The organism is Geodermatophilus telluris, assembly GCF_900102745.1.
Lineage (GTDB): Bacteria > Actinomycetota > Actinomycetes > Mycobacteriales > Geodermatophilaceae > Geodermatophilus > Geodermatophilus telluris.
The window spans coordinates 220349-242913 of record NZ_FMZF01000004.1; the positions used below are offsets into that span (position 1 = coordinate 220349).

The following is a 22565-nucleotide window of genomic DNA, read 5'->3' on the forward strand; positions in this document are numbered from 1 at the left end:
CGGCCCCGCAGGTGACCCCCCGTGACGGCGGCCTCCCCGGTGCTGCTGGCGCTGGACCTGCTCGGCACGTTCGCCTTCGCCCTCAACGGCGCGCTGACGGCGCTGCGCGTGGCCCGGCTCGACGTCGTCGGTGTCGTCACGCTCGGCGTGATCACGGCGCTCGGGGGCGGGATCATCCGGGACGTCCTGCTCGACGTGCCGCCGGTGACCTTCAACGACTGGCGCTACCTGGCCGTCGCGGCCGCCGGAGGGCTGATCGCCTTCGTCTCCGGGCGCGGGCTCGACCGGCTGAGCGCGCCGATCACCGTGCTCGACGCCGCCGGCCTGAGCCTGTTCGCCGTCACCGGGGCCGGCCGGGCGCTCGAGCTGGGCCTGGGGCCGGCGCAGGCGGTCGTCCTCGGCGCGGTCACCGGGGTCGGCGGCGGCACGCTGCGCGACGTGCTGGTCCGGCAGGTCCCCTCGGTGCTGAGCAGCGGGCTCTACGCCGTCCCCGCGCTGGTCGGCGCCACGGCCACCGTGGTGGCCACCGCGCTCGACGCCGAGGGCCCGGGGACGGCGGCCGGCGCCGCGGCGCTGTGCTTCCTGATCCGGATGGTCGGCGTCCGCTACGACCTGCACGCCCCCCTGCCCTCGCGCGCCCCGGGACCCGACGAGGAGGGGCGGGACTGACCGGGCTCAGGCGTCGACCGCGGCGTACAGCCCGGCGGACGGGCTCGCGCCGCCGACGACGAGGTCGGCCACCACCCGGGAGGCGACCCACGCCTGCACGTGGCCGGTGCCGTTGTATCCGCCCAGCGCGAGCACCCGCCCGTCGCTGCCCGGCACCGGCCCGCACCGCGGGAGCGGGTCGTCGGCGAAGCCCACGACGCCGGCCCAGCGGTGCGTCACCGGCGCGTGCACGCCGAGCTCCTCGGCCAGCCACCGGTCCAGGCGCGCCTGCACGGGTGCGGAGACCTCGGCCCGGTCGGTCCAGCTCGCGTCCCCGTCGAGGTCGGAGAAACCGCCGAGCGCGATCCGGCCGTCGGCGGTCTGGTGCACGTACTCGTGGCCGTGGCGCGCGTAGACGGGGAACGGCAGCACCGCCCGGTCCAGCGGTGCCGTGGCGAGCATGTTCAGCCGCCGCGGGCGCACCGCGCCCGCCGAGGGCACCAGCGCGGCCAGGTCGCCGTCGACGGCCACCACGACCCGGTCGCAGCGCACCGCGCCGGAGGCGGTCCGCACGCAGACGCCGTCGCCGTCGCCGGCCGGGGGCGCCACCACCGGCGAGGAGTCGAAGAACCGGACCCCGCGCGCCTCCAGGGCGGCCGCGAGCGCACGGAGCCAGCGCACGGGGTGCACCGACCCGTCGTGGGGGAAGAACAGCCCCGCCCGGCCGGGACGCGCCAGCGGGGCCGGCAGGTCGTCGCCGGCCACCAGCTCCCCCGGGAAGCCGTCCTCGGCGAGCGCCGCGGCGTTCACCCGGACGTCGTCGGCCTCGGCCGCGTCGACGGCGAGGCGGAGCAGCCCGCCGACGCGGAAGTGCTGCCGCGCGCCGACGGCCTCGGCCACCTCGAGCATCTCGCGCTGCGCGGCCAGGGTCGCGGCGTGCACGGCGACCGCCCGCTCGCGGCCCCACAGCTCGCGGGTCTCGTGGTACATGGGCGCCGCGCCGGCGATGAGGAAGCCACCGTTGCGGCCGCTCGCGCCGGAGGCCACCTCGTGCCGGTCGAGCACGACCACCGACAGTCCCGCGTCGCGCAGCCGCCGGGCCGTCGCCAGGCCGCCGACGCCGGCGCCGACCACGCACACGTCGGCCCGCACCTCGCCCTCGAGCGGGGACCGCGGGTGGTACGGCTCGTCCTGCCACAGCGGGACCGGGCTCCCGGTCACGTGCGCCTCCCTCTCCTGGCAGTGCGGAGCGGGCGCCCCGTCAGGAGGTGTGTACAGGAGCCACCCGCGCACCGGCCCGCGGGCGCACGACGAGGACCCACCGGAGCCCGGCGAAGCGGACCAGGCCCACCGCGCCGTCGACCGCGCACACCGCGAGCACCGGGGCGAGCGGTCCGGCCGCGTCCGTCCCGGCGTCCAGGGCGGCCAGCGCGAGGCTCGACGCCGCCAGGCCGGCGACGGCCAGGCCCCCGCCGGCCCACTGCGCCGCCGCCCAGCCGGCCCGGTCCCCGGCGCGGAAGGTCAGCCGGCGGTGCAGCTCGTTGGCCAGCGCGGTGGACACCACCACGCCGGCGACGTTGGCCGGCTGGTGCCCCAGCGGCGCCAGGACCAGGAGCAGGCCGGCGTGCACCACGGTCGCCGCACCGCCGACGAGGACGAACCGCGCGAACTGGGCCACGCGCCCAGGCTGCCGGGCCGGGCACCCGCGACACATCGGGGAGGACCCGGGGGCGCCCCCGGTTCCCGGACGCCGGCCGGGTCCGGGACCCCCCTGCCCCGCGCGCCCGTCCCGCTCCCGGCGCCGCGGCCGGCCCAGGGCCCGTTTCTTGACTCGTTCCAGGAAAGGGGCGAGGATGGCGGGGTGCCCGACGCAGCCGCCCTGGAGCGCGCCCTCCGCGCGGCCGGGCTGCGGGTCACCCGCCCGCGCCTGGCGGTCCTCGACGCCGTCCACGCCCACCCCCACGTCGACACCGAGACGCTGATCGGCGCCGCGCGTGCCCGCGTGGGCGCGGTGTCGCACCAGGCCGTCTACGACGTGCTGCGCGTGCTCACCGACAGCGGGCTGGTGCGGCGCATCCAGCCGCAGGGCTCGGTGGCACGCTACGAGGCGCGCGTCGGCGACAACCACCACCACCTGGTCTGCCGGTCCTGCGGCGCCATCGTCGACGTCGACTGCGCCACCGGCGTCGCACCCTGCCTGACCCCCTCGGACGACGGCGGCTTCGTGATCGACGAGGCCGAGGTCGTCTACTGGGGACGCTGCCCGACCTGCGCCCCCTCCCCCGCTCCCTGAACACCCGGACCAGACCGCAGCACAGAGAGGCACACCGTGAAGGACGAGAGCAACAAGGTGGAAACCGCCAGCACCAGCGAGAGCGAGAACCCGGCGATCCCGTCGCCGGAGCCGCAGACCAGCGGTCGTCCCCGCACGAACCGGGACTGGTGGCCCAACCAGGTCGACCTGGCGGTGCTGAACAAGACCTCGAAGGACTCCGACCCGCTCGGTGAGGACTTCGACTACAAGGCCGCCTTCGCCGGGCTCGACGTCGAGGCGCTCAAGGCCGACCTGCGCACGCTCATGCGCACCTCCCAGGACTGGTGGCCGGCCGACTGGGGTCACTACGGGCCGCTGTTCATCCGCATGTCCTGGCACGCGGCCGGCACCTACCGGATCGCCGACGGCCGCGGCAGCGGCAACAACGGCGCGCAGCGCTTCGCCCCGCTCAACAGCTGGCCGGACAACGCCAGCCTGGACAAGGCCCGCCGTCTGCTGCTGCCGATCAAGCAGAAGTACGGCCGCAAGCTCTCCTGGGCCGACCTGCTCGTGCTCGCCGGCAACGTCGCGCACGACGACATGGGCCTGCCCACCTTCGGCTTCGCCTTCGGCCGCGAGGACACCTGGCAGCCCGAGGAGGTCTTCTGGGGCCCCGAGGACACCTGGCTCGGCGACGAGCGCTACGCGGGCGACGACCCGCTCGACCTCGACGAGGGCCCGCTGGCCAACGTCACCATGGGCCTGATCTACGTCAACCCCGAGGGCCCGAAGGGCAACCCCGACCCCGTGGGCTCGGGCCACGACATCAAGCAGACGTTCCGCCGCATGGGCATGACCGACGAGGAGACCGTCGCGCTCATCGCCGGTGGCCACACGTTCGGCAAGACGCACGGCAACGGCGACCCGTCCCTGCTCGGCCCGGAGCCGGAGGGCTGCCCGGTGCACGGCAACGGCCTCGGGTGGCAGAACCCCCAGGGCACCGGCAAGGGCGCCGACACGATCACCAGCGGCCTCGAGGGTGCCTGGACCCCCACGCCGACGCAGTGGGACAACTCCTACTGGGAGACCCTCTTCGGCTGGGACTGGGAGCTCGTCACGAGCCCGGCGGGCGCCAAGCAGTGGCAGCCGAAGAACCCCGAGGCGCAGGAGCTGGTCCCCGACGCGCACATCGCCGGCAAGAAGAACCCGCCGATGATGTCGACCGCCGACATGGCGCTGCGGATGGACCCGGAGCTGCGCGTGTACGCCGAGCGCTTCCGGGACGACCCGGAGTACTTCGCCGACCAGTACGCCCGCGCCTGGTTCAAGCTGCTGCACCGCGACCTCGGCCCGAGGTCCCGCTACCTCGGCCCGGACGTGCCCGCCGAGGAGCTCGTCTGGCAGGACCCGGTGCCGGCCGTCGACCACGAGCTCGTGGGCGAGGCGGAGATCGCCGACCTCAAGCAGCGGCTGCTGTCCGCCGGTCTCACCGTGTCGCAGCTGGTGCACACCGCCTGGTCGTCCGCGGCGTCGTTCCGCAGCACCGACTACCGCGGTGGCGCCAACGGCGCCCGCATCCGCCTCGAGCCGCAGCTCGGCTGGGCGGCGAACGAGGGCGTCCGCGACGTCCTGCCCGTGCTCGAGCGCGTCAAGGGCGAGTTCGAGCAGCAGACCGGCAAGAGGGTCTCGCTGGCCGACCTCATCGTCCTCGGCGGCACCGCCGCGGTCGAGAAGGCGGCCGCGGACGCCGGCGTCCAGGTCACCGTGCCGTTCCACCCGGGGCGCACCGACGCCTCGCAGGAGCAGACCGACGTCGACAACTTCCGCTGGCTGGAGCCGCGGGCCGACGGCTTCCGCAACTGGATCCAGCCCGGCAGCAAGCTCGCGCCGGAGACGCTCCTGGTCGACCGCGCCTACATGCTGGACCTGACCGCCAAGGAGATGACGGTCCTCGTCGGCGGCCTGCGCGTGCTCGGCGCCAACACCGGCGGCACGCAGCACGGCGTGCTCACCGACCGGCCCGGCGTCCTGTCGCAGGACTTCTTCCGCAACCTGCTCGACCTGGGCATCTCGTGGTCGACCTCCGCGGACGAGGGCGTCTACGAGGGCCGGGACGCCTCGGGCGCCGTCGTCCGCACCGCCACCGCCGCCGACCTGGTGTTCAACTCGAACTCCATCCTGCGCGGCATCGTGGAGGTCTACTCGGCCGACGACGCCAAGGAGAAGTTCGTCCAGGACTTCGTGCAGGCCTTCGTGAAGGTCATGGAGAACGACCGCTTCGACCTGCGGTAGGCACCGCCCCGTCCGGACGCCCCGGCCCGCACCCGCGGGCCGGGGCGTCCGCACGTCCGGTCCCGGGCGACCGGCCGGCGACGGGTCCCCGGGCGCGGCGCCCGTGCCGGGGAGCGGCCGGTCTTCCGACCGGGCCGCCCCGTCACGCAAAATCGGTCGATGCCGGACGCAGGGGCGCCGACCACGCAGGGTGAGGGCGGTGCGGTGACCGCCGACGGCCCCGTGCTCCCGGTGGTCGCGGCGTACGACGGCTCCCACGCCTCCGTCCGGGCGGCCCAGCTGGCGGCCGGAGCGGCCCGCCGGCGCGGGGCGCGGCTCCACCTGCTGCACACCTGGCTCGACGTCCCCGACCGGCTGCGCGCGCGGGCGGACACCGACCTGGTGACGGTGTCCCGCTCCCTCGCCGGCGCCGGCACGGAGGTGAGCAGCTCGGTCCGGGAGGGGGACCCCGTCGAGGCCCTGCGCGCCGCCTCGGCCGCGGCGCAGCTGGTGGTCGTGGGGCACCAGGACGGCACGGCCCACGCGGTGGCCGCGTCCGCCCGGTGCCCGGTCGTGGTGGTCCCCCACGACCTGATGTCGATCGTCGTCCGCGGCCGCCGCTCCGTGGTCGTCGGGGTCGAGGGGTCCACCGACGCCGACGACGTCCTCCCCTTCGCCTTCGCCGAGGCAGCGAGCCGGCGGACCGACCTGCTGGCCGTCCACGCCTGGCGGGAGCGCCCGCACACGGCCCAGCAGGACGCCGAGGGTCCCTTCGTCGACTGGGGCGCCGTCCGGGACCGGGAGGAACGCGTCCTCCGGGTGGCCCTCGGCAGGTGGCGGCAGCGGTGGCCCGACGTGGTCGTCCGCGAGGCCGTCGTCCGCGAGCGGACCGCGTCGGTGCTGCTCGCCGCGGCGCTCACCGCCGAGCTCCTGGTCATCGGGCACCGGCGACGCGGGCCGCTGGCGACCAGGCGGTCGACGACGCGGGCGGTCCTGCACCGGGCCACCGGCCCGGTGGCCGTCGTGCCGCTCGCGCCGGCCGACGCCTCCTGACGCGCGCCACGCCTGCCGGAGGACCGGTCCCGCGACGCGTCGGGGTGCCGGGCGGGGGCAACGACGGCCGCCGCCACCTGGCCGGTGCGGGCCGTGTCCCCGGGCCGCCGCGGGGGGGCAGGGTCGACGTGACCGGATGTCGCGGCGACCCCGAGGGAGGACGAGAGATGACACCCGACCCGGCCGCGCCGGCCAGAGCCTCGTGCGACCGGCGGGCAGGTGGCACCGGCGCGCGGCAGCCGGGCACCCCCCGGCTGCCGACGGCCGCCCAGGTGATGCACCCCCACCCCGCGGTCGTCGACGCGCACACCTCGCTGTCCGCCGCGTGGGGGCGGCTGCACGGCCGACGGGACCGGCACCTGGTCGTGATCGACGACGGCGTGCGTCCGATCGGGGTGCTCGACGAGCGCGACCTCGCCCGGGGGTGGCCACCGGCCCGGTCGCCGCGCACCGCCTCCCGGTGCACGAGCTGCTGCGCTCCCGGCCCGGGCCGCGGGTTCGGGGCGAGGACGACGTCGCGGAGGTGGCCCGCACCATGCTGACCTCGCGCGAGACCGCCGTGCCGGTCGTCGGCGGCGACGGCCGGCTGCTCGGCCTCGTCACCGCCTGGCACTGCGTCGAGCTCGTCGCCGGTGCCCGTGACCGTGACCGACGCCGGGAGCCGCCCACGTCGCAGGACGCCGGCGACGTCCCGCGCGATCGAGGGTGACCCGTCAGGCGGGCCGGCAGACGCAGCCCCGGTCGAGAGCCGCAGCCAGGGTGGCTCGGCAGAACCGCAGCGCGATCGCGTCGTGGTCGCTGGCGGGGTGGGGGCACCCGTCGCAGCGCGGCTCGTCCACGGACCCGGGGACGGCCTCACGGGGCCACTCATGCCGGCCGGTGCGGGCGGAGGTCGACGTCGGGACGGGCACGGGGGACTCCTCTCGGGACGGGCCGGCGGCGGTCGCCGCGGGGTGAGCACCTCGGGCTCGCCACCGGGTGGGATCGCGTGGTGGGCCGTCAGGCCGTCCGCGGGGTGTGCCCGCGGGACTCCTCCGACGACGGGCGGTCCGGCGCGTGGAGGGTCCGGGTCCCCGCCGGCGCGGAGGGCCCGACACCGCCGTCCAGCACCGGCCAGTAGCGCCACAGCAGCCACTGCGGGACCGTGGCGACGGCGATGGCCAGGCCGGCGAGCGGGGCTCCGAGGACGACGAGCAGGACGGCGAGGCCGCCGCCGGCGACGACCGCGGCGCGGAGCGCCACCGGTGTCGAGGAGCGGAGCCGCCGGCCGCCCGGGTCGAGGCGACGAGCGGGCTCCTCGACCTCCCGCGCGTAGCGACGCCGGATCTCCTCCCAGGCCCGCTCCTCCTCCGCGCTGAGCACCGTCCACCTCCTGCTGGGCACCGTCCACCTCCTGCTGGGCACCGTCCACCTCTGCTGGTCCCGAGCGTGCCGGGGACCGGACGGGGACACGAGGGGCGTGGCCGGTCAGGTGCAGCACCCCGTCCTCGCCGGGTGCCGGCAACCGCAGTCGGCGGATCCCGGCGGTGGAGCCGTCCCCGCCCGCCACGGACAGGAGGAGGGACCTGCGGAGCGGCGGTGGCCCGGGTCGTGCTGGGCGCCCGGGCCGACGCCGTGCCGGTGGTCGACCGGGACGGACGGCTGTCCGGCCTGGTCACGCTGTGGCACCTCGCCGGACTGGTCGCGGGTGGCGGACGGGAGTGGTCCCCGGGAGGAGCCACGGGGCGGCCGACGGGCAGAGGGTGAGCACGCCGGACACGGCGACGCCGCGCGCGTGCGCGCGCAGCGGCACCGGTCAGGGCTCGGCCGGCAGCGGCGTCGCGGGCCAGTCGAGCAGCCGGGCACCCAGCACGGCCGCGTGCAGGGCGAAGCGCTGGTCGGGCCGGGAGACGCGGTAGCCGGTCAGCTGCGCGACCCGGGCCAGCCGGTAGGTGACCGTGCGGACCGAGACGTGCAGCCGGCGGGCGGCCTCGGTGGCGACCTCGCCGGCGTCGAAGTACCCCTGCAGGGTCTCCAGCAGCACCTCCGCGCCGCCGCGCACCCGCTCCAGGGGCGAGAGCACGTCGCGGACCAGGTCGACCATGGCCGCCTGGTCACGGCCCAGCACCCGGTGGACGAGCAGGTCGCGGGCGTGCACGACGTCGGTCTCCAGACCGAGCCGGTCGGCGACGGTCAGGGCCTCGAGCGCCTCCTCGTAGGAGCGGGCGACCCCGTAGGCACCGGCGAACGCGCGCCCGGCCGCCACGCGCCAGCGGCCGGCGATCCCGCGCCGCTGCAGCGCCTGGTGGAGCACCGTGCCCACGCCGACGCCCTCCGGGAGCGCGAAGGCCGGCGAGGGGCCACCCGGGACGACGACGACCACGCGGCCGTCCTTCGTGGCCACCAGCACCTCCCGGTCGCCGAAGCGCTCGACCACCGCGCGCTCCAGCGCGGTCGCCGCACGGTCGGCCGTGCCGTCGCCGTCGCGGGGGGCGACCAGCGCGACGTGGTGGGGCTTGCCGAGGTCGATGCCGAACGGCTCGGCGCGCTCCACGAGCCGGGCGACGTCGGCGTCACCGCGCAGCAGGTCGTCGACGAACCCGGCCCGCTGCGCCTCCTCGTGGCGGACCATGTCCCGCCGTTCGGTCTGGTGGCCGTCGACGAGCACGCCGACGGCGTCGTCGAGCACCCGCAGCACCGCCTCGGCGGCGCGGCGGACCTTCTCCGGGTCCGACGAGCGGGCGACCACGGGCAGCTGCCGCCACAGCCGCCACGCGGCGGAGAGGTAGAGGTCGACCGCGCGGCGGGCGCCGACGCCCTGCGCGGCGGCGCGCCGGCCGAGCTCGCGGACGGCCTCGAGCTGCGAGGAGTCGGGACGGCGGCCGTTGACGGCGGCGTCGGCCAGCATCGGCAGGTAGCCCCCGAGCAGCTCCTCCGGCGCCTGCACCGCCTTCGCCGCCGAGGCCGCGACCGGGGCCAGCCAGTCGTCGGCGGCCGGTGGCGTCGCCGGCCCACCGGGACGCGTGGACTGGCTTCCGGTCATGTCCCCTCCGCACGTCGTTGCCGACGATCGGCAGGCACAGTCTGCCGCACCCGCCCGGGGGGAGCGGGCGGAGCGAGGCCTGCTCGTCGGCGGGTGCCGGGGAGGGCCGCCCGCCGACGAGCAGGGGTGCGGAGGCCGGTCAGCGCAGCGGGTCGAAGGGGGCCAGCTCCGGCGGGGCCTCGCCCTTGAGCACGGTCTGGGCCAGCAGCTGCCCGGTGAGCGGTCCGAGCACGATGCCCCACATGCCGTGTCCGCCGGCGACGAACACCCGCGGGGAGGCGGTGGCACCGACGAGCGGCAGCCCGTCGGGCGTGCACGGTCGGGAGCCGACCCACTCGTCGCGCCGGTCGTCGAGGTCGACCCCGGTCAGGAAGGGGCGGACGGCGTCGGCGACGGCGGTGACCCGCCGCGGGTCGAGCGGGTCACCGGGGCGGCGGAACTCCATCATCCCGGCCACCCGCAGCCGGTCGCCCAGCGGCGTGAGCGCCACCCGCTGCGCCGGGAAGTACAGCGGGCCGGCCGGCATCCGCTCGACCGGCACGCTGAAGCTGTAGCCGCGGCCGGCCTGCACCGGCTGCCGCACCCCGAACCGCGAGGCGAGCTCCCCCAGCCAGGCGCCGGTGGCGAGGACCACGGCGTCGTGGCGCTGCCGGTCGCCGCTCCGGGTGGTCACCACGACGCCGTCCGGCCCGGACCGCAGGTCGGTGACGTCGCCGCCCTCGACCACCGCACCGCCGCGGTCCCGCACCGCGCGGGCGAGACCCGCCACGAACTCCGGCGGGTGCAGGTAGCGCTGCCCGTGGAGCTGCACGGCCGCGCCCACCCGGTCGGTCAGCACCGGCTCGATCGCCCGCACCCGCCAGCCGGTCACCGGGTGGGACGCGGCCTGCTGCCCGCCGTCGCGGACCTGCCCCAGCTCGGCCAGGAGACCCGCGGCGTCGCGCTCCCGGCGGAAGCAGGCCAGGAACGTCTCCGCGCGGTGCGTCGTCGCGGGCACCCCACCGGCGGCCAGGACGTCGAACGCCTCCAGGGCCCGCTCGTTGAGCGGCGCGTAGGCGGCCACGCCCCGCCGCCACCGCCGCGCGGTGCTGTGCGCGACGAAGCCGGTCAGGAAGCGCAGCAGCGTGCGGTCGGCGCGCAGCGGCAGGTACACCGGCGACCGCGGGCTGAGCACCGCCCGGAGCCCGTAGCGCAGCACCGCCGGCTCCGGCAGCGGCGCGGTCAGCGCCGGGGTCAGCCGGTCGGCGTTCCCCCACGAGGCGCCGGCGCCGACGTGGTCGCGCTCGTAGACGGTGACCCGGACCCCGGCCTCCTGCAGGAACCAGGCGGTGGCCAGGCCGACCGTGCCGGCACCGACCACGGCCACCTGCCGCGGCGCGCCGGCGACGAGCGCCGGCCCCTGGTGCTGGTGTTCCGACGACATGCGTGTCCCTCTCCCTCCACCGTGTCGCGGCAGGGCCGCGCGGCCCGTGCGGGCGGTCAGTGCGCCGACGCCTCGCAGGCGACGCAGCCGGCCGCGAAGGGCCGGAACTCCAGCCGCTCGGCGGGGACGTCGACACCGCAGTGGGTGCACCGCCCGTAGCTGCCGTCGGCGATCCGCTCCACCGCGGCGTCGATCTCGTGGATGGTGGCCAGCAGGTGGGCGGCCCGCCGCACCGTCACCGGGTCCGGCACCGAGGTGGCCGCCTCGGCCAGGGCCAGCTCGCGCCGGCGGACGCAGTCGGCGCGCTGCGCCTGCAGCAGCACCAGGTACCGCTGGTGGGCCGTCGCCGTCCCCGTCGTCGGCGCGGTCACCGTCGTCGGGGCGGTGGTGGGTTCGGTGGTGAGCGTGGACACGGCGGTACCTCCTGGGAGTGGAACGAGGACGCGTCCCGCGGAGCGGGACGCGTCGAGGGGGTCGTGGACCCGTGCGGGTCAGCCCGCGGCCGGCGGCGCCCGGTCCCGACTGCGTCGCAGCACGTCCAGGCCGCGCAGGCCACGGGCCCGCAGGCCCGCCGCCAGGGCGAGGCGCGCGCCGCGGGAGACCGGGGCGGGCCACGTCCCGCAGGGGCCCGGGGCACCTCCGGCGGCCGGGACGGCGCAGGCCCCGGCGGCCCGACACGTGCTCGCGGTCATCCCCCGTCACCTCCTCCGTCGTCGCCGGGGCCGGACCCGGTGACCGGCCACGCCCGCCGCGGCTGGTCCTGACCACACCCTCCCCGGGTCCCGGCTGCCGCAGGAGGGCGGCCGCCGGTCGAGAAGTCCGGGTGCACGTTGCCGACCGTCGGCAACGCCCCGCAGCGGGACCCCACCGGTGGTCACCCCCGCGGCGTCAGAGCCAGGCGAGCGCGGCCGCGACGAGGGCCTGCGTGCCGGTGTCCAGCGTCGGCTGGAGGACCGGGGCGAAGGCGGCGTGGTGGTTGACCGGGACGTCCCGCTCGACCCGGCCGGCCTCCTCGGCGGCGCGCCAGGTGTCCGGGTCGATCCCCCCGAAGCCCCAGTAGGTGTAGGGCGCGCCCAGGCCGGTGGGGATGTCGCCGAAGTCCTCGCTGGCCGACAGGCGGGGCAGCTGCCCGGCCCGGTCGCCGAAGTGGGCGGCGAAGGCGTCGGCCACCCGGTTGGTCACGGCGGGGTCGTTGTCCGTGACCGGGAAGCGGTCGTAGAGCTCGAACTCCGGCTCCCGGGGGCACCCGGACGCCTGGCACTCGGCGGTGACGATCCGGCGCACGGCGTCGAGCACCGCGGTGCGGGTGGCGTCGCTGTAGGTCCGCGTGTTCAGCAGCAGCGTCGCCGTGTCCGGGATGATGTTGCTCTTGGTGCCCGCCCGGACGCTGCCCACGGTGAGCACGGCCGGCTCACCCGGTGCCAGCTCGCGGGCCACGACGGTCTGCAGCCGCAGCACGACGGCGGCGGCCACGACCACCGGGTCGACCGCGGCCTGGGGCATCGAGCCGTGCGAGCCGCGCCCGTGCACCGTGACCCGCACGCTGTCGGCCGCCGACATCGTCGGGCCGGGACGGGTGCGGACCTCCCCGGCCGGCAGCGGCAGCACGTGCTGGCCCAGCGCCACGTCAGGGACGGGCACGACGTCGGCCAGCCCCCCGTCGAGCATGCCGCGGGCGCCGTCGCCGGTCTCCTCGGCCGGCTGGAACAGCGCCACCACGGTGCCCCGCCACGAGTCCCGGCCCTCGGCGAGCAGCCGGGCCGCGCCCAGCAGGCACGTGACGTGCACGTCGTGACCGCAGGCGTGCATGACCGGCACCTCGTCGCCGTCGGCGTCGATCGCGGTGGCCGTGCTGGCGTAGGGCAGGCCGGTCGCCTCGCGCACCGGCAGGGCGTCCATGTCGGCGCGCACCAGCACGGTCGGGCCCTCGCCGTTCTCGAGGACGCCGACCACGCCGGTGCCGCCGATCCCCTCGTGCACGCCGAACCCCGACCGCCGCAGCCGCTCGGCCACCTGCCCGGCGGTGCGTCGCTCCTGGTGCGACAGCTCCGGGTGGCGGTGCAGGTCGCGGTAGAGCTCCTCCAGCTCGTCGCGGATCCGGTCCAGCCCGGCCAGCACGGTGGCGAGGCGGGACGGGGCGTCGTGGGCGGTCGTCATGGCGGCTCCCGGCGGTCGAGGGACGCAGGAACGCGGTCCGGGTCGGCTCCGACAGTGTCAGCCCGCCGTCCCCGACGCACCGCGGGGGCGGGCAGCCGCGGGCCGTGCCGCACGGCGGTGATGCCGAGGTGACAACGGCGTGACGCACGCCTCCCTAGCGTGCGCTCCCGTGCACCGGCGAGCGGCGCACCGCCGACGGGTGGACAGCAGCACCCGCGTCGACCGGCCCGTCCCCGCGACGGGGAGACACAGAGAGGAGAGCGGGCCCATTGCCTTCACCAACGCCGGGGACATCGTGTTCCTGGCCCAAGGGGGCACCCTCCGGTACTTCTACAGCTTCGGCGGGGCCGACCGCGGCTTCCAGCAGGCCGGTGCGGACATCAAGACCCCGAACAACGGCGCGGAGGTCGTCGCGTTCGACCAGAGCAAGCAGAAGCTGACCAACGGCACGACCACGTACCGCGTCAGCTTCCGCAACCTGGGGCCCGGGGGGATCTTCTTCAACATCCAGGGTGGAGGGGCAGCGTGAGGATCACGGCGATCGTCGACGAGAACGGTCAGGTCATCGCAGCCACGTCCGGACGCGTCGGCGACCCGGAGTCCGTGTCGGCCGCGGCCGGGGACGAGGTCGTGGGGGGCGTCGAACTCCTGCAGGGGCAGACGTCGCGGGAGGTCGAGGTCTCGGACGAGCTGTTCCAGAGCGGTGACGCGGACGCGCTGTTCAGGCAGCTCTCCGAGTAGCGCCCGGGCCGACGGCGTCGACCCTGCCGGGGCGATCGGGAGTCCTCCCGGTCGCCCCGGCAGACGGCGCCGGGCCGGCCTCCTGACGCCCCGCCGGCGACGTCGGCGGCAGCCGTGCGGTCGGGTCAGGAGGTCCACCGACGGCGTCGGGACGGGCAGGCCCGCAGTGCCGTGACCGCAGGCCTGCCCGCACACCCGCAGGCTCCTGACGCGAGCGGTCCGCTCAGGCGTCCAGACCGGAGAAGGTCGGCGTGGCCTCCTCCCCGTCCCAGTTCACGCGGAAGGAGAACGCCTCCTCGAGCGCCGCGCGGTACTGGTCGGCCTCGTCCTGGGTGATGGTGCCGTCGGCCAGCAGGGTGTCGATGGCCGGGCTGTACTCCGCGACCAGCGCGTCGATGAGCGTCTGCGGGTCGATGCCGAGGTCCTCGGCGACGGCGGCGAGGTTCTGCCCGGCGTCCATGCGCACGTGCAGCTCGTCGTGGCTGATGGTGAGCACCTCGTCGAGGACGTCCTCGATGGGCTGGTGGCCACGGTGCAGGCCGAGGCCGGCGTCGCCATAGGCCTCCTGGACCAGCTCGACGAGCTGGTCCTCGGTGGTGACGGAGGAGACGTCGATGCCGCCGGGGCCGCCGCCCTGTGCCATGCCGCCGCCGGGCCCGCCGGTGTCGGTGGTGCCGTCGGTGGTGCTGCTGTCGGCGGACGCCGAGGTGCTCGTGCCGCTGGTCGCGGAGGCGGCCTCGGCGGTGGTGCCGCAGGCGGCGGCGACCGGGACGACGGCGGCGAGGAGGACGGCGGCGAGGGTCGTGCGGAGCTTCACGGGAGGCTTCTCTCGGTTCGGGAGGAGTCGGTCGGGCACCACGATGTGCGGCAGTCCTCCGGCTCCTCTGGACGTGCACTGTGAGGACGCTGTGACACCTCGCGACTGCGCTCCGTCACATCTCTCCCAGCCGGCGTCCGGGGAACTCCCAGGGAGCACCGGCACGGTGGGGCCCCGTGTCCTCCTCCCCCCGCCGCCGCACGCTCGCCACCGGCGCCGCCCTCACCGGCCTGCTGACCGGCGGCCTCGTCCTGCTCACGCCCGCCGTCGCGAGCGCGCACAGCCTCGACAGCAGCACGCTGTCGGTCCGGGTCGGCGAGGACGCGGTGGACACCACCGTGACCGTCGCGCTGCAGACGCTCGACGAGACGCTGGGCACCGACTGGACGGCGGCCACCGACGTCGACTCCTACGCCGACGCCGTCATCGCCTACGTCGACGAGCACCTGACCGTCACCGGCGCCGACGGCACTCCCTGGACCGAGACCTACACCGCCGTCACCGGCGAGTCGGTGGAGGGCATCGACTCCGTCGGTGTCGAGGTGACCCTCGACCCCGCCGGCGCCGACCCGTCGTCGTTCACGCTCGCCTACGACGGCGTCATCGAGGCCGACCCGGCGCACGAGGCCGTCGTCGTCCTCACCGACGCCGCCGGCGACATCTCCACCGCCGGCGTGCTCACCGCCACCGACGACAGCCTGCAGATCGGGGACGCTGCGGACGCCGGGATCACCGACGTGGTCGGGTACGGGCTGCACCACGTCCTCGAGGGCGCCGACCACCTGCTCTTCCTGCTGACCCTGCTGCTGGTGGCGCCGCTGGTCACCGTCGCCGGCCGGTGGCAGCGCCGCGAGGGCCTGGCCCCGACGCTGCGCCGCGTGCTGGCGGTCGTCACCGCGTTCACCGTCGGCCACTCGCTCACGCTGATCGCCTCGGCGCTGGGCTGGGTCGCCGTGCCCGGCGCGCCGGTCGAGGTGCTGATCGCCGCCTCGGTCGGAGTGGCGGCGGTGCACGCGGTGCGCCCGCTGGCCCGCCGCGGCGAGGTGCTCATCGCCGGCGGCTTCGGCCTGGTGCACGGCCTGGCCTTCGCCGGCATCCTCACCGACCTCGGGCTCGCCGGGACGGCGTCGGTGCCCGCCCTGTTGGCGTTCAACGTCGGTGTCGAGCTGGCGCAGCTGCTCACCGTGGCGCTGGTGTTCCCGTCCCTGTACGTGGTGTCGCGGACGCGGTTCTCCCCGGCGCTGCGCCTCACCGGCGCCGGCGTGGCACTGGCCGCCGCCACCGGGTGGGCGCTGGACCGACTGGGCCTGCTGGCCAACCCGCTGGCCGGCGCGGAGGACGCCGCCATCGCCCACCCCTGGTGGGTGGTGACCGGGCTCGCCGTCGCCGCCGCGGTGTGCTGGACGGCCGACCGCCGGCGGCGTCCGCGCGCGGCGCTCCCTGCCCGGGAGGAGGTCTCCAGCGCTCCGGCGCGGTGACGTCCTCCGGGGCGCGGCGGGTGCGACCGCAGCAGGTCGATGCCCTCGGAGACGGCGGCCGCACGTTTACGCGGGACCTGCGGCTGGCCCTGGCGCGCAAGCACCTCGACCGAGCCGACGGCGACGACGCGGACCTGCTGCACCCCGACCGGGCGGCCGAGGCGGTGCGGCGGGCCGCCGCCGGATCGACGCCCGGCACGAGGCCGGCCACCGTGGTCCGCGGCCGGCCGGACTGCTGTGCAGCCACCTCCGCCGGACCGGTGGCGGAGCGCTCGCCGGGCGGCGGGCCGGTAGCGCAGGCAGCACCCGGCGCGCAGAGGTGCCGACCCACCCTCGACCACGAACGCGTCACGCGGACGGAGGGGGCCGGTGTGCGGACAGCCGTCGCCGCACTCGCCTGGCCGGCCGCCTGACGCCCGTGACGATGTCGGTCAGCTGACATCGCGACTGGGAGCGGCGGCGGGTTGGCGGTCGAGGCGCATCGGGGCGCAACCGCCCACACACGACGCGCTCAGGTCGGGTCCGTCGGCGGGGACCCAGGCTCCCGGCGGTGCTCGTGACCCCAGCCGGGCTGCTGACCGTCGTCGTGGCGAGGTGACCTGCCGCGCTGGACAGTGCAGAGGATCGGCGGGGTGACGAGGAGGTGCCGGATGGCGGGGTGGCGGTCGACCGGTCGACGGGGGACGCGCCAGGGTGTCGACGACCGCGCTCCGGAGCGGCGGGGGTGGGTCGGTCGGCTCCTGGCCACGGGCACGGACCCCGACCCCCGCTTCACCTTCGCCAACGAGCGGACCTTCCTCGCGTGGATCCGCACGTCCCTGGCCCTGATGGCGGGCGGGATCGGTCTCGAGGCCTTCGCCGGAGAGGCGCTCGCCGTCCGGTTCCGCCAGGTCCTCGCGGTCGGGCTGCTGCTCTTCGGCGCTGCGCTGGCTGTGACTGCCTTCAGCCGTTGGTACCGCAGCGAGCGGGCCCTCCGGGAGGGGAGGAGCCTCCCCGGGCTCGGTGTCGCACCGGTGCTCGCCGCTGGGCTGGCCGTGTGCGGCATCGCCCTGGTCATCGGTGCCCTGGTCGCGGCATGAGCAGAGGTGGACACGAGCGCGCGCCGTCCCTGTGGGACCCCGGCGCGCAGCCGGAGCGGACCCACCAGGCATGGACGCGCACCGCTCTGGCACTGGCTGTCTGTGCCCTCCTGACCACACGGCTCGTCGGTTCTACCGGTGTCCTCGCGGTCGGGGTGAGCGCTGCCGGCGTCGTGGCAGCCGCGTCGGTCTCCTGGGCGCAGTGGCGACGGTTGCGATCCAGGCAGCACGGGCCCGCCCCTCGTGCGACCGCGGCCCTGACCGTCCTGACGGTCCTCCTCGCCGGCGCGGCGCTGACGTTGATCGCCCTCGGTGCCGTCGGTGCTCGTTGAGCTGGCACGTGGCGTCCGCCGGGCGCACGTGTCCACCGGACACCGACGACGGGCTGATCGCCCCTGCGGGGACCTCCCGCTCGCCGCCTGGTGCGGAGTCACGTGCTGAGGTCGACCTGCGGTCGAGGCCCAGCTCCGCACCGCAGCGCAATCGATCGTTCGTCCGACCGCAGCCGGCGAGGCGCTCAGCAGGAGCTCTGCTCCCCCGATTGGACTCGAACCAATAACCCTGCGAGTTGATCTTGAGGTGGTTGGCGGCGGTTGGTCCACAACGAACGCGCAGGTCAACCGGCCTCCGAGCCCTCGAGCAGCGTCGGCTGCCACTGGGTATCAAGGAACGTTTGTTGGTCGTAGATTGGTCGCGTCGTCGCCGCCGACCTGATCCGCCTGGCTCCACACCGGCCTTGCAGAGGCTGGACCGGTACCGAAGGTCGGTCATTCTCCTGACCGTGACGACGGTGTCGCCAGCGGACGCGAAGGCTCGCCTGTCCAGGCTGGTCGCCCGCACCAGCGGTCAGCACGAACGCGCCTATGTGACCGTGCACGGCAGGCCTTCCGCCGTCCTGCGCACCACCGATGACCTCTGGTCCCTCAAGGCGATCGCCGACGCCATGCGGTGGCTGCACACGTCCGAGGCTGAGCTCGCCCGAGGAGAGGCTGAGGGCCGCGACGAGCTGGACGCGGCCATAGCTCGCCGGCGCAGCCGGCAACGGATCGGTGGGGTCCTGATCCGGTCGGCCTCGGCGAAGGTGAACGTGACCGGGAGGACGACCTCCCGTCCGGCTCCGGTCCGGCCACACCCACCGCTCCTGCTGCACCCACGACCTGAGCGGCCGGCCGCCCGGCATGCGGCGGTGCCTTCCTGGAGTCTGTCCCGCAGCGGTTGCAGCCTGCGGATCACCTCGTCCAGCTGAGCGGCGTCCAGAGCCGCTGCGGCGGAGCCGAGGTCGTCGAGGGGGCGGCGATGTCCTGGGCGGCGGTGAGGGCGCGCAGGCAGCTCTCGTCGAGCTGCGCCCGGCCACCCGGGTCAGCGCCGCCCGTCGACGGCGCGGGCGTGGTCATCGCCTGCGCGGCCGCAGACCCCGGCGGGTCCGTGCCGAGCAGCCCACGCCGACGACGACACCGACGACGAAGGCGCCGGTGGTGACCCACCCGGTCCACCCCACCCGGCCGGGCGGACCGGTACGCCTGGTCCCCGGTGCCGGCCTGGGTCATGGCAGTCCTCCCCCGCGGCGGATCGATGGCCGCCGTGCTGACCGGCACACGGTGGGCTACGCGCGGAGGAGACCGGTGCGGGTGCGGGTCCAGCGCCCCGGGCGCCGACCGGCCGGGCGGTGTCCGGTGACCGTGCTGGGCAGGGTGACCGGCGCCGTCCGGACGGCTGCGGTGACCGGACGGTGGTTCACCCTGGTCGGGTGGATCGCGCTCGCCGTGGCCACGGTCGCGCTGCCGGCCCCCGGCGGTGGCGGTGGCGGTGGCGGTGGCGACGACGCCGGAGGGCTGCTGCGCCCGGACAGCGCGGCGGTCGAGATCCAGGAACGCAGCCTGCCGCTGTTCCGCGTGCCGGTGCTGTCCGAGACCACCGTCGCGGTGCACGACCCGCAGGGACTGGACCCTCTCACCTGGGCTGATGTCGCGCTGTGGGCGCTGGCCCACTCCCTGGCCACCCTGCAGCGCGGGGTGTCGCCGACCGGGGAGCAGGTCCTCGCGGCGGTACCGGTCCCCACCTCCAGTCCCGAGACGGCGGTCACCTTCCTCTACGTGACCCACGGGACCTCGCTCGCGGAGGCGACCTCCCTCACCCGCCAGTACGCCGGCCCTTTCGACAACCATGCCTCGGTGTAGACCTACGCCACCGGGCTCGCACCGGCCTCGGTCACTCAGGCGGAGCACCTCCGGACGCGGTTGCATGTGTTCTTCGCAGGTGTTGACCCGGTCCTCGACCGAGGCCGCCACGGACAGGACCCGACTCAGGTCCCGCTGTGCGTCGAGCGCACGACCTCGTGATGCGACCAGCGGTCCCGACCGAAGCTGTTCGTGTCGTCCCCGCCGATCCGGTGCAGTCAGCGGAGGTCGGCGCTCACCTCGCCTCCCCGACGGAGCGGGACACCCCGACGAGCGCCTCGGCGAGCCGCTGTTCCAACGCCCGGTTCCCCGACTCCTCCCGTCAGTGTGTGCTTCCGTGACCTGTCCCTCGGTGCACCGTGGTGGGAGGACGCGTCGCCGGGGTCGGTCGCATCGCCACCCCGGGGGGAGAGGCGGCGTGCTCGTGTGCGGGAGCGGGCGCCTCCGGCGCGTCGAGCCCCCGTCGCCCTCATCGCCGGCCGGGGCCACGTTCGTTGCTGTACACGGTTGCGCTCGATGGGATGACGCACACCAGCTGGTCCTCGTGGGAGTGCGCGACACTGGACGGGTGGAGGTGCCGCCGCGGGGCGATCGTGCCCCAGACCCTGGGCGAGCCGGCGTCAGTCGGCAACGGGTCCTCGGGCTGATGCGCGCGGCCGCCGGACCGCTGGGCGTGCAGGAGTTGGCGGACCGGACCGGCCTGCACCCCAACACGGTGCGCTTCCACCTGGACCGGCTGGTCGGCGAGGAGCTCGTGCAGCGGCACGTCGTCGAGCGCGGCGAGCCGGGCCGTCCCCGGCTGGCCTTCACCGCGGTGCCGCGCCCCGATCCCGCTCGGGACCGGCGCAACTACCAGTTCCTGGCCCACATCCTGGCCGGACACCTGAGCGGCACCGCGGAGGATCCGGCACAGGTCGCTCTCGAGGCCGGCCGGACCTGGGGCCGCCACCTCGTCGACCGGCCGGCGCCCTTCCGGCGGGTCACCGAGCAGGAGGCGGTGACCCGGTTGCTGGGCATCCTCGACGAGATCGGGTTCACCCCCAGTCCGGCGCCGGAGGACCCGCGCCGGATCCTGGTGCCCAACTGCCCGTTCCGGGAGCTGGCGGAGGACCACCGCGAGGTGGTGTGCTCGATCCACCTGGGGTTGATGCGGGGAGCGCTCGCCGAGATGGGGGCGCCGGTGACTGCTGAACGGCTGCTGCCCTTCGTCGAGCCGTTCCTGTGCATCGCCCAGCTGGGGACTGCCAACGCCTGACCGAGGCCGCAGGCCTAGGAACTCCTCCGGTGGTCAGCGGTTCTTGACGACCGTCAGGAGCACGACGGCATCGCTGAGCGCGTACAAGCCGTGTCGAGCCTGTGGGATGACGATGAGGTCGCCGTCGCGTCCCTCCCAGGACGCCTGAGCCGTGTCCAGGCGCACTCGTCCGCGAACAACGAGGAGGGTCGCCTCACCGGGGTTCTCGTGTTCTGCCAGGGCGTTGCCGGCTGACAGTGCCACCACGGTCTGCCGCAGCGTCTTCTCATGCCCGCCGTGGACCGTGTCGGCCGCTCGGCCACTGTCACAGGCGCCGGCCGTGAGCAACAGTTGTCGCGCCAGCGCGTCGAGGCTGACCTTCTGCACGAGCCCTCCTGTCCTCGCTCACCGCGTTGCTTCGCCCGACGGGATGACCTCGGGATGTTCCTATCAGTCTTTCTCATAAGTACAACTGCTGTTGTTGCCACCCTGCTCTCCCTCTACGGTCGGTCGAGTCGTCAGCGAGCCACCCCGAACGAGGGGGTGGCGGCTGCTTCCTACGACCCAGGGGGAACCTGTGCTCTCGGACCGTTCACGTCCTGTCATCGAGGCCACGCTGCCGGTCGTCGGCGAGCACATCGGCGAGATCGCCAAGCGGTTCTACGCCCACATGTTCGGTGAACACCCTGAGCTGCTCGACGGGCTGTTCAACCGCGGCAACCAGGCCGAGGGGACGCAGCAGGTCGCGCTCGCGGGCTCCGTGGCCGCGTTCGCCAGCGCACTGGTCCAGACCCCCGAGCAGCTCCCCGACCACCTGCTCAACCGGATCGCCCACAAGCACGCCTCACTGGGCCTGCGCCCCGACCAGTACCAGGTGGTGCACGAGCACCTGTTCTGGGCGATCGTCGACGTGCTCGGCGACGCGGTGACGCCCGAGGTGGCCGCGGCCTGGGACGAGGTCTACTGGCTGATGGCCTACGCGCTGATCAACCAGGAGCGCGGCCTCTACAGTGCCCGCGGTGTGCGCCCGGAGACCGTGTGGCGGCCGTGGGAGGTCGAGGAGAAGCGGCGCGAGACCGACGACGTGGTGACGTTCCGGGTCAAGCGGATCGACGACCGGCTGGTGAAGACCTCGCTGCCGGGCCAGTACGTCACCGTGAAGGTGGAGATGCCCGACGGCGTGCACCAGCCGCGCCAGTACAGCCTGACCCGCGCCGACGACGGCGAGCACCGCCAGTTCTCGGTCAAGCGCGTGCACGGCGGCGGCAAGCCCGACGGGGAGGTGTCCAACCTCCTGGTGGATCGGGTGCAGGTCGGCGACGTGCTCACCCTGTCGCTGCCCTTTGGCGACGTGGTCCTCGACGACTCCGGCCGGCCGGTCGTCTTCGCCAGTGCGGGCATCGGGATCAGCCCGATGGCCGGCATGCTGTCGCACCTGGCCGCCGCGGGCTCCGGACTGCCGATCACGCTGCTGCACGCCGACGTCGACGAGGCCTCCTTCGCGCTGCGCGAGCAGGTGGCCCGCGACGTGCGGGCCCTGCCCAACGCCTCCCTGCACGTCTGGTACGAGGGCGGCGCCGACAGCGAGCTCCCCGTCGACGGGGTGCACGCCGGGATGATGGACCTGGGACAGGTCTCCCTGCCCGACGGTGCCACCTACTACCTGTGCGGCCCGCTGCCGTTCCTGCAGGCGGTGCGCAGCGCCCTCGTGGAGCGGGGAGTACCGCCTCGCGACATCCAGTACGAGGTCTTCGGCCCCGACCTGTGGCAGGCCGACCTCGTCACCGCACCGGCGCCCGGGGCACAGCGGGAGCCCGCCTCCGCGAGGTGAGGCGAGCGGACTCACCACCCGCGGTGTCCAGTGACGGTGCCAGGCGGACCGGGCCCACCCGGCCGGGAGCGATCACGGGCTCCGCCTCGCCCGCCGAGGAGTCGCACCGGATCGGTGCGGGGTCGCGACGCGTCCCGTGGTGCGACCGCGTCAACCCCTGCGTCCGGTGCACGGATCGCGCCGTGCGTCTGCGTGCGTGCACCCGGACCTGCGCGCGACCACCCAGCGCTCGTCACGCCCGGGTGCTGTTGGACGACCTCACGCGCCGCGGGCGGCAGGTCACAGGGGACGCAGCAGTCGGCGGCGACTGCGCTCACCGGACGTCGCGGTGCTCACCACGACCCCGGACGTCGCCCGAGGACGCGGCCAGACCCGTGTCC

25 protein-coding genes are annotated in these 22565 nt (G+C 75.5%); 15 read left to right on the forward strand and 10 right to left on the reverse strand.

From position 1 onward, the window contains the following. The first annotated feature begins 21 nt into the window (after positions 1-21). Positions 22-669 (forward strand): trimeric intracellular cation channel family protein, encoded by a 648-nt coding sequence (locus BLQ97_RS14415; protein ID WP_091366696.1) that lies wholly within the window; start codon positions 22-24, stop codon positions 667-669. Positions 670-675: 6 nt separating this feature from the next. On the opposite strand, the gene BLQ97_RS14420 is transcribed toward BLQ97_RS14415, so the two are convergent. Both BLQ97_RS14420 and BLQ97_RS14425 read right to left on the reverse strand, forming a co-directional pair. Next, a complete protein-coding gene (locus BLQ97_RS14420) occupies positions 676-1869 on the reverse strand; it encodes an NAD(P)/FAD-dependent oxidoreductase (RefSeq protein WP_175471747.1) in 1194 nt (397 codons plus the stop codon). 40 nt (positions 1870-1909) lie between these two features. After that, the gene (locus BLQ97_RS14425; protein ID WP_245692188.1) at positions 1910-2326 is read right to left on the reverse strand and encodes a GtrA family protein; all 417 of its coding nucleotides are present in this window, start codon (positions 2324-2326) and stop codon (positions 1910-1912) included. A gap of 183 nt (positions 2327-2509) precedes the next feature. Between BLQ97_RS14425 and BLQ97_RS14430 the strand changes: the two genes are divergently transcribed. The 5 genes from BLQ97_RS14430 to BLQ97_RS14450 all read left to right on the forward strand — a co-directional run bounded on the left by BLQ97_RS14430 (position 2510) and on the right by BLQ97_RS14450 (position 6935). Further along, entirely contained in the window at positions 2510-2941 is a 432-nt protein-coding gene (locus BLQ97_RS14430) for a Fur family transcriptional regulator (RefSeq protein WP_091366699.1), read from the forward strand. Positions 2942-2998: 57 nt separating this feature from the next. Continuing rightward, on the forward strand, positions 2999-5194 hold the full coding sequence (gene katG / locus BLQ97_RS14435; RefSeq protein ID WP_245692190.1) for a catalase/peroxidase HPI: 2196 nt from the start codon (positions 2999-3001) through the stop codon (positions 5192-5194). 159 nt (positions 5195-5353) lie between these two features. Next, positions 5354-6226 (forward strand): universal stress protein, encoded by an 873-nt coding sequence (locus BLQ97_RS14440; RefSeq protein ID WP_091366701.1) that lies wholly within the window; start codon positions 5354-5356, stop codon positions 6224-6226. A 275-nt stretch (positions 6227-6501) separates the two neighbouring features. Further along, the gene (locus tag BLQ97_RS24435; protein WP_425402621.1) at positions 6502-6768 is read left to right on the forward strand and encodes a CBS domain-containing protein; all 267 of its coding nucleotides are present in this window, start codon (positions 6502-6504) and stop codon (positions 6766-6768) included. Continuing rightward, a complete protein-coding gene (locus BLQ97_RS14450) occupies positions 6651-6935 on the forward strand; it encodes a CBS domain-containing protein (protein ID WP_245692192.1) in 285 nt (94 codons plus the stop codon). Before BLQ97_RS24435 ends, BLQ97_RS14450 begins: the two co-directional genes overlap by 118 nt. Positions 6936-6939: 4 nt before the next feature. On the opposite strand, the gene BLQ97_RS24440 is transcribed toward BLQ97_RS14450, so the two are convergent. The 6 genes from BLQ97_RS24440 to BLQ97_RS14480 all read right to left on the reverse strand — a co-directional run bounded on the left by BLQ97_RS24440 (position 6940) and on the right by BLQ97_RS14480 (position 12828). Then, positions 6940-7323 carry an RGCVC family protein gene (locus tag BLQ97_RS24440; RefSeq protein ID WP_425402619.1) on the reverse strand — a complete coding sequence of 128 codons (384 nt, stop codon included), beginning with the start codon at positions 7321-7323 and terminating at the stop codon, positions 6940-6942. Beyond that, positions 7226-7609, reverse strand: coding sequence for a hypothetical protein (locus tag BLQ97_RS14460; RefSeq protein WP_139173659.1), 384 nt, complete (start codon positions 7607-7609; stop codon positions 7226-7228). The genes BLQ97_RS24440 and BLQ97_RS14460 overlap by 98 nt, the downstream gene beginning before the upstream one ends. A gap of 412 nt (positions 7610-8021) precedes the next feature. Then, positions 8022-9248, reverse strand: a complete 1227-nt coding sequence (locus tag BLQ97_RS14465) for a PucR family transcriptional regulator (protein WP_091366706.1) — start codon at positions 9246-9248, stop codon at positions 8022-8024. Between the two features lie 139 nt (positions 9249-9387). Continuing rightward, complete coding sequence (locus tag BLQ97_RS14470) at positions 9388-10671, reverse strand: NAD(P)/FAD-dependent oxidoreductase (RefSeq protein WP_091366707.1); 1284 nt, start codon at positions 10669-10671, stop codon at positions 9388-9390. A gap of 56 nt (positions 10672-10727) precedes the next feature. Then, positions 10728-11084, reverse strand: a complete 357-nt coding sequence (locus tag BLQ97_RS14475; RefSeq protein WP_245692194.1) for a TraR/DksA family transcriptional regulator — start codon at positions 11082-11084, stop codon at positions 10728-10730. 475 nt (positions 11085-11559) lie between these two features. Further along, a complete protein-coding gene (locus BLQ97_RS14480; RefSeq protein WP_091366708.1) occupies positions 11560-12828 on the reverse strand; it encodes an amidohydrolase in 1269 nt (422 codons plus the stop codon). Between the two features lie 295 nt (positions 12829-13123). Between BLQ97_RS14480 and BLQ97_RS14485 the strand changes: the two genes are divergently transcribed. Then, positions 13124-13357 (forward strand): hypothetical protein, encoded by a 234-nt coding sequence (locus tag BLQ97_RS14485; protein ID WP_217637203.1) that lies wholly within the window; start codon positions 13124-13126, stop codon positions 13355-13357. Next, complete coding sequence (locus BLQ97_RS14490) at positions 13354-13569, forward strand: hypothetical protein (RefSeq protein WP_091366709.1); 216 nt, start codon at positions 13354-13356, stop codon at positions 13567-13569. The genes BLQ97_RS14485 and BLQ97_RS14490 overlap by 4 nt, the downstream gene beginning before the upstream one ends. 223 nt (positions 13570-13792) lie before the next feature. Here the strand turns inward: BLQ97_RS14490 and BLQ97_RS14495 are convergent, their stop codons facing one another. Next, positions 13793-14386 (reverse strand): hypothetical protein, encoded by a 594-nt coding sequence (locus BLQ97_RS14495; RefSeq protein WP_091366710.1) that lies wholly within the window; start codon positions 14384-14386, stop codon positions 13793-13795. A 176-nt stretch (positions 14387-14562) separates the two neighbouring features. On the opposite strand from BLQ97_RS14495, the gene BLQ97_RS14500 reads away from it, so the two are divergent. The 6 genes from BLQ97_RS14500 to BLQ97_RS14535 all read left to right on the forward strand — a co-directional run bounded on the left by BLQ97_RS14500 (position 14563) and on the right by BLQ97_RS14535 (position 20375). Beyond that, positions 14563-15864, forward strand: a complete 1302-nt coding sequence (locus BLQ97_RS14500) for a HupE/UreJ family protein (RefSeq protein ID WP_091366711.1) — start codon at positions 14563-14565, stop codon at positions 15862-15864. A 650-nt stretch (positions 15865-16514) separates the two neighbouring features. Then, positions 16515-16943: a YidH family protein gene (locus tag BLQ97_RS14510; protein ID WP_091366980.1), complete on the forward strand. Its 429-nt coding sequence runs from the start codon at positions 16515-16517 to the stop codon at positions 16941-16943. Then, positions 16940-17275 (forward strand): DUF202 domain-containing protein, encoded by a 336-nt coding sequence (locus tag BLQ97_RS24445; protein WP_091366713.1) that lies wholly within the window; start codon positions 16940-16942, stop codon positions 17273-17275. Before BLQ97_RS14510 ends, BLQ97_RS24445 begins: the two co-directional genes overlap by 4 nt. Positions 17276-17724: 449 nt before the next feature. Then, complete coding sequence (locus tag BLQ97_RS14520) at positions 17725-18189, forward strand: type II toxin-antitoxin system Phd/YefM family antitoxin (protein ID WP_091366981.1); 465 nt, start codon at positions 17725-17727, stop codon at positions 18187-18189. A 472-nt stretch (positions 18190-18661) separates the two neighbouring features. After that, positions 18662-19120, forward strand: a complete 459-nt coding sequence (locus BLQ97_RS14530) for a hypothetical protein (RefSeq protein WP_139173661.1) — start codon at positions 18662-18664, stop codon at positions 19118-19120. A 574-nt stretch (positions 19121-19694) separates the two neighbouring features. Further along, the gene (locus BLQ97_RS14535) at positions 19695-20375 is read left to right on the forward strand and encodes a helix-turn-helix transcriptional regulator (protein ID WP_281181422.1); all 681 of its coding nucleotides are present in this window, start codon (positions 19695-19697) and stop codon (positions 20373-20375) included. A gap of 33 nt (positions 20376-20408) precedes the next feature. Here BLQ97_RS14535 and BLQ97_RS14540 read toward each other — a convergent pair whose 3' ends face one another. Then, positions 20409-20741: a cupin domain-containing protein gene (locus BLQ97_RS14540; RefSeq protein WP_091366717.1), complete on the reverse strand. Its 333-nt coding sequence runs from the start codon at positions 20739-20741 to the stop codon at positions 20409-20411. Between the two features lie 190 nt (positions 20742-20931). Between BLQ97_RS14540 and BLQ97_RS14545 the strand changes: the two genes are divergently transcribed. Continuing rightward, complete coding sequence (locus tag BLQ97_RS14545) at positions 20932-22185, forward strand: globin domain-containing protein (RefSeq protein WP_091366718.1); 1254 nt, start codon at positions 20932-20934, stop codon at positions 22183-22185. Positions 22186-22565 lie beyond the last annotated feature (380 nt).